This is a genomic window from Micromonospora sp. ABR4_055 (assembly GCF_056160425.1).
In genome coordinates this window covers 1-9,204 of sequence record NZ_JBSWXD010000209.1, presented here as the reverse complement: position 1 = coordinate 9,204, position 9,204 = coordinate 1, and the positions used below count along the sequence as shown (strand labels likewise).

General features: G+C 68.3%; 1 protein-coding gene and 1 pseudogene. One reads left to right on the top strand and one right to left on the bottom strand.

The window, feature by feature from the left end; genetic code table 11:
• Positions 1 to 83 precede the first annotated feature (83 nt).
• Positions 84 to 4,658: a LamG-like jellyroll fold domain-containing protein gene (locus tag ACXAHD_RS29580; RefSeq protein ID WP_475054757.1), complete on the bottom strand. Its 4,575-nt coding sequence runs from the start codon at positions 4,656 to 4,658 to the stop codon at positions 84 to 86.
• Between the two features lie 497 nt (positions 4,659 to 5,155).
• Here ACXAHD_RS29580 and ACXAHD_RS29575 point away from each other — a divergent pair.
• Positions 5,156 to 9,204, top strand: a pseudogene (locus ACXAHD_RS29575) (sugar-binding protein); the annotation flags it as partial.

Here is a 9,204-nt window from a genome sequence, read left to right as displayed (position 1 = left end):
GCCGACAAATCCCGTTAAGGACCCGAAGTCAGTCAGTAGGCGGGTCAGACCTCGACGGGAGGTGCTCATGAACATCATCTCTGTCAGTAGGAGAAGTAGCCGAGGCAGTCGACGACGAGTTGGTTGGTGTGTCCGGTGGCTTGGTTGTTGTAGAGGCCGATGGTGCCTTGTGCGGCGGTGGGCAGTGTGAGGCCGGCGATGGTCTGGCCGGTGGTGAAGTTGACGTTGGAGGTGGTTGGGCGGGTGGTGCTGTCGTCGTAGGCCGTGATGTGGCCACCGGTGGTTGGTTGGGTGACTGTGACGTTGAGGATGAGGGTGGGGGCGTTGGCGATGACGGTGTTGCCCTGGGAGACCTTTTTGGTGGTTTGTGCGGGGATCGGGCCGCCGTCCTGTCTGGTGTCGATCATGCGGGTGGCGTTGATGGCGTGGTATTTCTGGCCGCTGGTGCCGGGGGCGAAATATCCCACGACGTCGGCGATGATGTGCGCGTCTCCGCCGAGGTGTTTGTAGATGGCGATCTTTCCGTTTGCGCCGATGGGGATGATGGCCATCGCGGCGGCTGGTGCGTCGATGGGGAACTGTAGTCCGGAGACGGCGGGGCGCGCGGTTCCGTCGGCGTGGGTGATGAGGAATCCTGCGGCGGTGGCGTTGACGACGGTGAGGTTGATGGCGGCGGCTGTGGCGCCGGTGGGTATGCCGGTTGCGCCGGTGACCTGGAGGGTGGTGGTGCTGCCGCTGCCGACGGGTCCGGTGGTGCCGCCGGTGCCGTCGCGGGTGTCCATGAGCCGGGTCGGGGGTGTCGGGGTGAAGGTGGTGTTGCCGGTGGCGGCGGGGTCGGTGGTGAAGTATCCGGTGATGTCGGCGAGGAGATGCAGGCTCGCGCTGGAGTTGTACAGGTTGATGTATCCGTTGCCGCCGACGGGGGTGATCAGGTAGTTGGCGATGGTGCCGTCGGTGACGTAGTTGACGGCTGAGCTGACGGGGCGGGGTGTGTTGTCGGGCCAGACGATGATGTGGCCGCCGCCGCTTGGCGATACGACGGTGACGTTGACGGCGACGGCAGCGACGTTGCTGGCGGGGATGCCGTTGGCGCCGGCGATCTTCAGGCGGACGGTGCTGCCGCCGCTGACGGGTCCGGTGGTGCCGCCGGTGCCGTTGCGAGTGTCGAGGGCCCGGATTTGGGTGATCGGTTGGTAGTAGCTTGCGGGGGTGGCGGCTTGAGCGGGGTCGATGACCTGGTTCCAGACCTGGACGTCGGCGAGTTGGCCGTTGAGGTAGCCGTCGAGGCCGCTGGCGGAGGCCCGGTGGGCGCCGAAGCGGAACGCGCCGGTGGCGTTCCAGGTGACGGTGTGTGTGGTGTATGCGACGTTGACTCCGTTGACGTAAAGCTCCATCAGGCCGGTGGAGTGTTTGTAGGTCGCGGTCAGGTGGGTCCAGACACCGAGGCGGACGGTGCTGGTGGCGGCGCTGGCGGTGTTCCAGGTCGGGCTGGCCGCGTCGGTGGTCGACATGGCGAATCGCCAACTGTTGTCGGCGGTGTGGGCCCACAGTTTGAATCCGGCGGTGTTGGTGCCGTCCTGGGACAGTACGGTGCCGCCGCTGGCGGTGGGTTTGACCCAGGCGGAGACGGTGAAGTCGGCGTTGGTGGCCAGGGCGGGCCCGCTGGTGGTGAGGGTGCTGTTCGTGCCGTCGAGGGTGATGTCCGGGTCGTACAGGTCGCCGGTGTTCCAGCCGGCGTTGCCGGTGCCGGTGGCGGTGAGGGCGCCGACCGTGTCGGTGGCGGTGTTGTTCCCGGTGACGGGCCCGTCGGTGGCGTCGTTGAGTGGCCACGAGTGGGTGGCGGTGAGCAGGTTCTGGGCTGTCTGTGCGGTGATGTTGCCGGTGCTTCCGTTGAGGTCGCTGGTCAGGTGGGCGATGGTCTGGCCGTTGGCGCCGACCGTCCAGACATCGGGGGTGCCGTTGCCGTCGAGGTCGGCGGCGTGCAGCGTCAGTCCGGCGCCGGTGTTCCAGCCGGATGTCCTGATCGTGTGGGCGGTGTAGCTGAAGGTCTGGTAGTTGACGTCGAAGGCTAGGTCGGTCCACAGGTGCAGGGCGCCGGTTGACGGTTGCCACAGGAACATGCCGGTGCCGGTGGTGGTCTGGGCGGTGGCGATGGTCCAGGTGTTCCAGTCGTATCCGCCGTCGGGGGTGGGTGTGGGGAGCATGGCGGGGAACTGGTAGTTGAGGGTGCCGCCCTGGTTGGCGTAGTAGGTGAGGTAGTAGCCGACGCTGCCGTCGCCGCCGATGCCGATCAGGTCGGGGTAGGCGCCGCCGAGTCCGGAGCTGCCGCCGGCGTTTGCGAGTTGTCGGGGGTTGAGGCCATAGAGGTCGGACAGTGCGCCGGCCCACATGGCGATGCGGTTGCCGGTCAGTTGGGACTGGACGGTGGAGCCGTCGCCGTTGCCGCGCAGGATCACGCCGCCGCCGGCGTTGTCGCCGGTGGCGGGGTATCCGGTGGGGTAGTAGATCAACATGTCCTGCAGGCCGGTGCCGGTGAAGTGGCCGGTGATGACCTGGGCGCCGTCGAAGTCGGCGGGGTTGTTGGTGCCGAGGATGCCGTTGCCATTGGCGCCGATGTTGGTGGTGGCGGCGACGATCTGTCCGGTGTTCTTGCCGGCGCCGAGCCACAGACCGGAGGGCAGGTTGTTGGTGGCGCCGACGGTGAGCAGGTCGGCGACGCCGTCGCCGGTGAGGTCGGCGTCGGGGGCGGTGGCGGCGGGGGCGGAGTTGAAGGTGACGGCGGCTGTGTCGCCGACGTTGCCACCGGCGGAGAGACTGGTGACGGTGAGGGTGTTGGTGAACCGGGTGGGGGTGACGGTGATGGTGGCGTTGCCGGAGTCGGCGGTGACGGTGCCGGGCGGGCCGCCGTTGAGCTGGTAGAGGTAGCCGGTGGGGGTGCTGCTGCCGGCGGGTGGTGTCACGTCGACGGTGACGGACTGGCCGATGGTGGTGGTCCCGTCGGCGGGTTGGGTGACTGTGGGCGGACCGGTACGGGTGGGGTCGAACCTGAGGTTGCAGGTGGTCGACCAGTCGCTGGGCTCGTTGAAGTCGGTGACCCGTACCCGCCAGGAGAATTGGGTGATCACGCCACTGGCTGCGGTGCGTAGGGTGGCGACCGGCACGGTGAGTACGGCGGTGCTGCCGGAGTTGTAGGTCAGTTGGTTGGGGTTGGAGGAGGCGATGATGGTGCCGGGGGCGGAGGTCTTCCACAGGTTGAAGGTGACGCCGAGGGTGCCGCCGTTGCGGTCGGAGACCGGCGCGTAGAGGGTGACCTGGCCGTCGCCGACGACGGTAGGTGTGGCCGCGGTGCATGCGGTGGCCGGCGAGGTGCTCATGCCGGTGGGCTTGTTCGGTGTGTGGTTGTAGGTCACCGTCAGCCGTGGGCTGGTCTCAAGGAACTTCTTCCACCCGTTGGTGTCGGTTTCGTTCGCGGCGACGAGAACGAACGTCTGTGTCTTCTTGTTGCCGGTGACCGCGGCGGAGACCTCGGCTCGTACGTCGAAGGACACACCGGCTGCGGGACATCCGGAGTTGTAGCCGTGTGCGACTTCCTTGTAGTCGGCGACGGCGCCGAGGGACACCCCATTCCAGTGGTTCCAGGTGGCGTTGGAGGGAGTCAGCGTGGCGGACGGGGCGTACAGGTTGACCCGGCTCGGGGTGCAGGAGTAGGACCATGTCTCGGTGATGCTCAGCGTCGCGGCGTTGATCGTCGCTCCGGCCAGGGTCGATGTGGCGATGGGCAGGTTGATGAGTGTGCGGGAACGGATGCTGCCTGCCCAGCCGACCTGCATACGTCCCTGCGGGTCGGGGGTGTCGTTCCAGTAGTTGGTCGAGGCGTAGTTTTGGGCGACGGTGGCCCAGCCGTTGTTGGACGCGCCGACCGATGACCAGGTGAACGTGGGGTCGATGTAGACCGGGTAGGTGGTGCTGGCTCCGTTGAGCATGCCGGTGTCGGGGGTCAGTTCGATTTCGGTGGCGGTGACCTGCACGGCGATCGGAGCTACCTTGGCGCCAGCGCCCGGTCCACCTACGGTGGAGTCGTCGCTGGTGCTGCCGGCGGCCCGCTGGGTGGCCGGGGTGGTGGAGTCCCACATCAGCGGTGCCGGTGCGGTGACCACGATGCGGCCGGTGCGGTCGGTGCCGGAGATGTTGCCCGTCGGGTCGGCCGCCATCGTCACCCCTGTGGTTTGTGTGGCGAGGGCGAGGCGGCGCACGGCGGGGTTGGCGGCGGCGTCGGCGGTGTGGACGACGAACACGTGTGACATTCCGCCGTGGACGTCGGCGGTCACCACGAGGTCGACGTCCGGCAGCACGCCGGCGTAGGTGGCGGATGCGCCGCTGAGCGTGGGCGTGGGCAGCGACATCGGCAGTGTGAAGGCTATCGACATGCCGGCGCTGGTCATGGTGGCCATCGGGCCGGCGCCGCCGCCGGACAGAGTCAATCGGTTGGTGGCCGTCGTAGGGGAAACGGTGCCGTCCGGGCCGGTTTCCAGGGTGGCGTCGAGCTCGCGCCAGGAGCCGTCTACCCGCTTGCGGGTAGGAAGCGCCGACCGGGACAGCGTGAGCGTCCCGTCTGGGTTCGCGGTGATCTCGTCCGTCGCGGTGGTGGCCGCTTCCACCGGGACCGGGGTGTTGGTCTGGGTGGCCCGGGCCAGTGCTTGTTCGATGGAGAGCGTCCCTGCCGGAGGTGTGACCAGCGGCGGCTCCTCCGGCCCTGCGACCGAAGGCTCCGCGGGGAGGCTGACAGCGGCCAGTGTGACCAGACCTGCCAGTGTGCCGGCCGTGCCGCGACGTGATCGTCCGGAGCTGAACGAGATCATCTGAGGTGCCCCCCGTGTGGCAGCGAGGCAGACGCGGTCTTGCGTCTGCGGACCCGACCGGCACAGCTAACCAGCCTCCACGCCGATACGTGAAGGGCCGCCGTAGGGGTTTCACCCGCCTATGTGGCACAACGTCGTTCCTTGCGTTCGCCGGGGTAGCCGCAAGACGGTTGTGGTGGCGTGATCTGTGTGTTGATCGTCGCCGGTGGGCATGCGACAGTGAATCGGCGGGGGTGCCGGCAGGCTGAGCGATGATCCCGTGTGTTCTGTCCATCCTGTACGGAGATGGCGGTTCGATGACGATGTTGAGCGGGATGCATCGGGTGGGAAAGTGGGCGGCGTGCCGGGCGGTGGTGGCCGCCGGACTGGCGCTGCCGCTGGTGGTGCCGGCGTCGCCGGCGGCCGGGAGTGCGATCGTGGCCGGACGAGCTGTGACGCAGGCGCCCCCGGAGGCGTCGCCGGGGCCGGCGGTGACGCGGGTGAAGGCCCTGCCGTCGAGGTTCACCAGTCAGCCCGACGACGCGGCGGACAGGTTCGTTCCCGAGAAGACGGCGTGGCCGCCCTCGGCGCGGGCGTCGATCGGGCTGGCTGCGCCAAAGCGGCGGGCGGCAGAGGGAGCCGCGACGCGCGCGGCGGGCACCCCGGTGTGGGCGCAGGCAACAGCCCGCGGGAGCGGCCGTACCGCTCCCTCGGCGGTGGACGTTCGGGTGCTGGACCAGGAAGCCGCGCGTGCCGCTGGTGTCAAGGGTGTGCTGTTCACGATCACGCCGACCGGCGGTGGGAGCGAGGTCCGGGTCGGCCTGGACTACGGTGGCTTCGCGCAGGCCTACGGCGGGAATTACGGATCCCGGCTGCGGCTCGTGCGTCTTCCGGCGTGCGCGCTGACCACGCCGAAGGCGCCAGGTTGCCGCCGTGCCACACCGCTCGTGTCCCGGAACGACGTTGAGGCGCTGGCCGTGTCCGCACCCGTGAGTTTCGACGCGGCCGCCTCCGGGCCGGCGGCGGACGCCGGGCCGCGCCAGGTGGTGCTGGCGGCGGTGGCGGACACCGGTGATGAGGGCAGCGACGGGGGAACCTACGCGGCCACCGACCTCAAGCCGTCGGGGTCGTGGTCCGGTGGCGGCAGTACCGGCTCGTTCACCTACTCCTACCCGATCACCCTGCCGCCGGCGGCGTCGGGCCTGGCACCGCAGGTCGGGCTGTCCTACGACTCCGGGTCGGTCGACGGGCAGACCGTGGCGACGCAGGCGCAGTCCTCGTGGGTCGGAGACGGCTGGTCGACGCCGCGTTCCTTCATCGAGCAGACGTTCACCTCGTGCGCCGACGAGCCGGGCGGTAGCCCGTCGCCCAAGGAGACCGCGGACCGGTGCTACGAGGGCCCGATCCTGACCATGTCCCTGAACGGTGCCACCACGGCGCTGGTGTGGGACAACACGAAGCAGGTGTGGCGACCACAGGTCGAGGACGGCTCGGTCATCACCCACGAGGTCAACTCCGGGAACGGTTCCGGCACCTACAACACCGACTACTGGCGGGTCACGACCCGGGAGGGGTCGGTGTACGAGTTCGGCCGCAACCGGCTGCCCGGCTGGTCCTCGGGCCAGCCCGTCACCAACTCGGTGGACCGTGTGCCGGTCTACTCTCCGCATTCCGATGACCCCTGCTACGACTCGGCGGGGTTCGCCGCGTCGGTGTGCGACATGGCGTACCGGTGGAACCTGGACTACGTCGTCGACGTACGCGGCAACGCGATGGCCTACTACTACAAGCAGGACATCAACCACTACGGCCGGAACGAGGGCGCGGTCAACGACGACTACGTGCGCGACAGCTATCTGGACCGTATCGACTTCGGTTTCCGCGCAGGAGGCGCGTACGGCGCCGTGCCCAACCGGGTGCGGTTCGCGACCGGCCCGCGCTGTGTGTCCGGCACGTGCACCCCGTTGAACAACTCGACCAAGGCCAACTGGCCAGACGTGCCCTACGACCTGATCTGCGCCTCCGGCGCCACCTGCGACGCCTGGGGCCCGTCGTTCTTTTCGACCGTGCGGCTCACCTCGATCACCACCGAACAGTGGAACGTGGCCACCTCCACCTACGCCACCGTCGACTCCTACGCCCTGTCCCAGTCCATCCCGGCGACCGGAGACGGCAACGCGCCCACCCTGTGGCTGGCCTCGATCACCCGGACCGGCCATGACACCACCGCCGGCGGCTCCACCGCTCCGATCATCCTGCCGTCGGTGTCGTTCACCAGCATCAAACTGCCGAACCGGGTCGATCCGAACGGACTGACCCCGTTCTACCGGCACCGCGTCGAGACCATCACCACCGAGTCCGGATCGGTGATCACCGCCAGCTACGAGCTGCCCCTGCCGTGCACCGCGCCGGTCACCCTGAACCCGGCGACCAACACAAGATCCTGCTATCCCGTGTACTGGACCCCGGACGGGTACACCGCACCGTTCCGGGACTGGTTCCACAAGTACGCCGTCACCCGGGTCACCGCCACCGACCCCACCGGCGGCGCCGCCGCGACATCCACCAGCTACGCCTACATCGGCGGCGCGGCATGGCGCTACGACGAAAACGAAGTCGTCAAGAAGAAGTACCGCACCTACGGGCAGTTCCGCGGCTACGGCACGGTCAGGACCCTCACCGGTGACGGCGTCAACGACCCCCAGACACTGTCGGTGGCCACCTACTACCGGGGCATGTCGAAGAACAACAGCACCACCATGGTCAACCTGACCGACTCAGCCGGCGGCGTTCACGAAGACATCGACCAACTCGCCGGAAGGCCCCTCGAAACCACCGCCCATCTGGGCAACGGCGGCCCGGTCGACCATTCCACCATCTACTCCTACTGGGTGTCGGCGGCCACCGCCACCCGTAGCCGGACCGCGCTGCCCGCCCTGACCGCTCACTGGGTCGCGACGGCCTTGACCCACAACCGGCAGACCGTCACCACCGGCGGCACCACCAGTTGGCGGTACACGGCCACCGACAACACCTACGACGCGTCGGTGACCTCCCCGACGGTCGGGCTCCTCAAACACAGCTACACCCACACGGTGCCGGCCAACGCCGCCTACGACAGGTGCACCAGCTACACCTACGCGCCGGTCAATGAGAACAAGAACCTGGTCGGCCTGCCCAGCCAGGTCGAGACCCTCTCGGTGGCCTGCGGCGGCTACAGCGCCGGAACACCGGCCTCCGTACCGGGCGGCTTCAACACCTTGACCGCGCCGACGTCGGTGGACCGGCCCGCGCGGGTCGTGTCCGCCACCCGCACCTTCTACGACGACACGACCTGGTCGACCACGTTTCCGCAGACCACCCCGCCCAGCACGGCCAACGTCACCATGACGCGCAAGGCGGTCGACTACACCGGTAGCGCCTACACGTGGCAGACGATCGCGCGCGCCACCTACGACAGCTACGGACGTCCCGTCGACACCTACGACGGCAACGGCAACCAGAGCACGACCGCCTACACCGACAACAGTGTCGGACTGACCACCGGCACGACGAGCACCAACGCACTCGGGCACAGCACTTCCGCCACCGTGAACACCGCTCGCGGGCTCGCCCTGACCGGCACCGACGCCAACGACGTCGTCACCACCCAGCAGTACGACGCCCTCGGTCGAACCACCTCGGTGTGGCTGCATTCCCGCCCCACGACCTCGGCCGCGAACCACAAGTTCAGCTACCTGCTGCAGAAGACCGGCATCACCGCGACCACGTCCCAGCAGCTCAACGACTCCAGCGGATACGTCACCACCACGACCATCTACGACGCACAGCTACGGGTCCGGCAAACACAGGCGATGACCCCGCAAGCCGGGCGGATGATCACCGACACGTTCTACGACACCAACGGGTTGGTGAAATCGTCGAACAACGGCTGGTGGGACCCGAACAACCTCCCCAACACCACGCTGGTCGCCCCCGCTCAGGTCAACCCGCCCCCGCCGATACCGAACCAGAGCTTCTACACCTACGACGGCCTGGGTCGTCTGGTCATCGGCGTCGCGGCCAGGAACGGCCTGGAAGTCTCCCGGACCACCATGGTGCACAACGGCGACCGCACCACCGTTTTCCCACCAGACGGCGGCACCGTCCAGACCACCGTGACCGACCCCCTCGGACGCACCAGCCAGCTCCTGGAATACAGCACCCCACCCACCCTCAACACCCCCGCCAACACCTTCAGCGGCGTGTTCACCGTCACCGGCGGCACCCCGGTCACCTCCACCTACGGCTACGACGGCCACGGCAACCAACACCGCGTCACCGACGCCGACGGCAACATGTGGACGTCGACCTACAACCTGCTCGG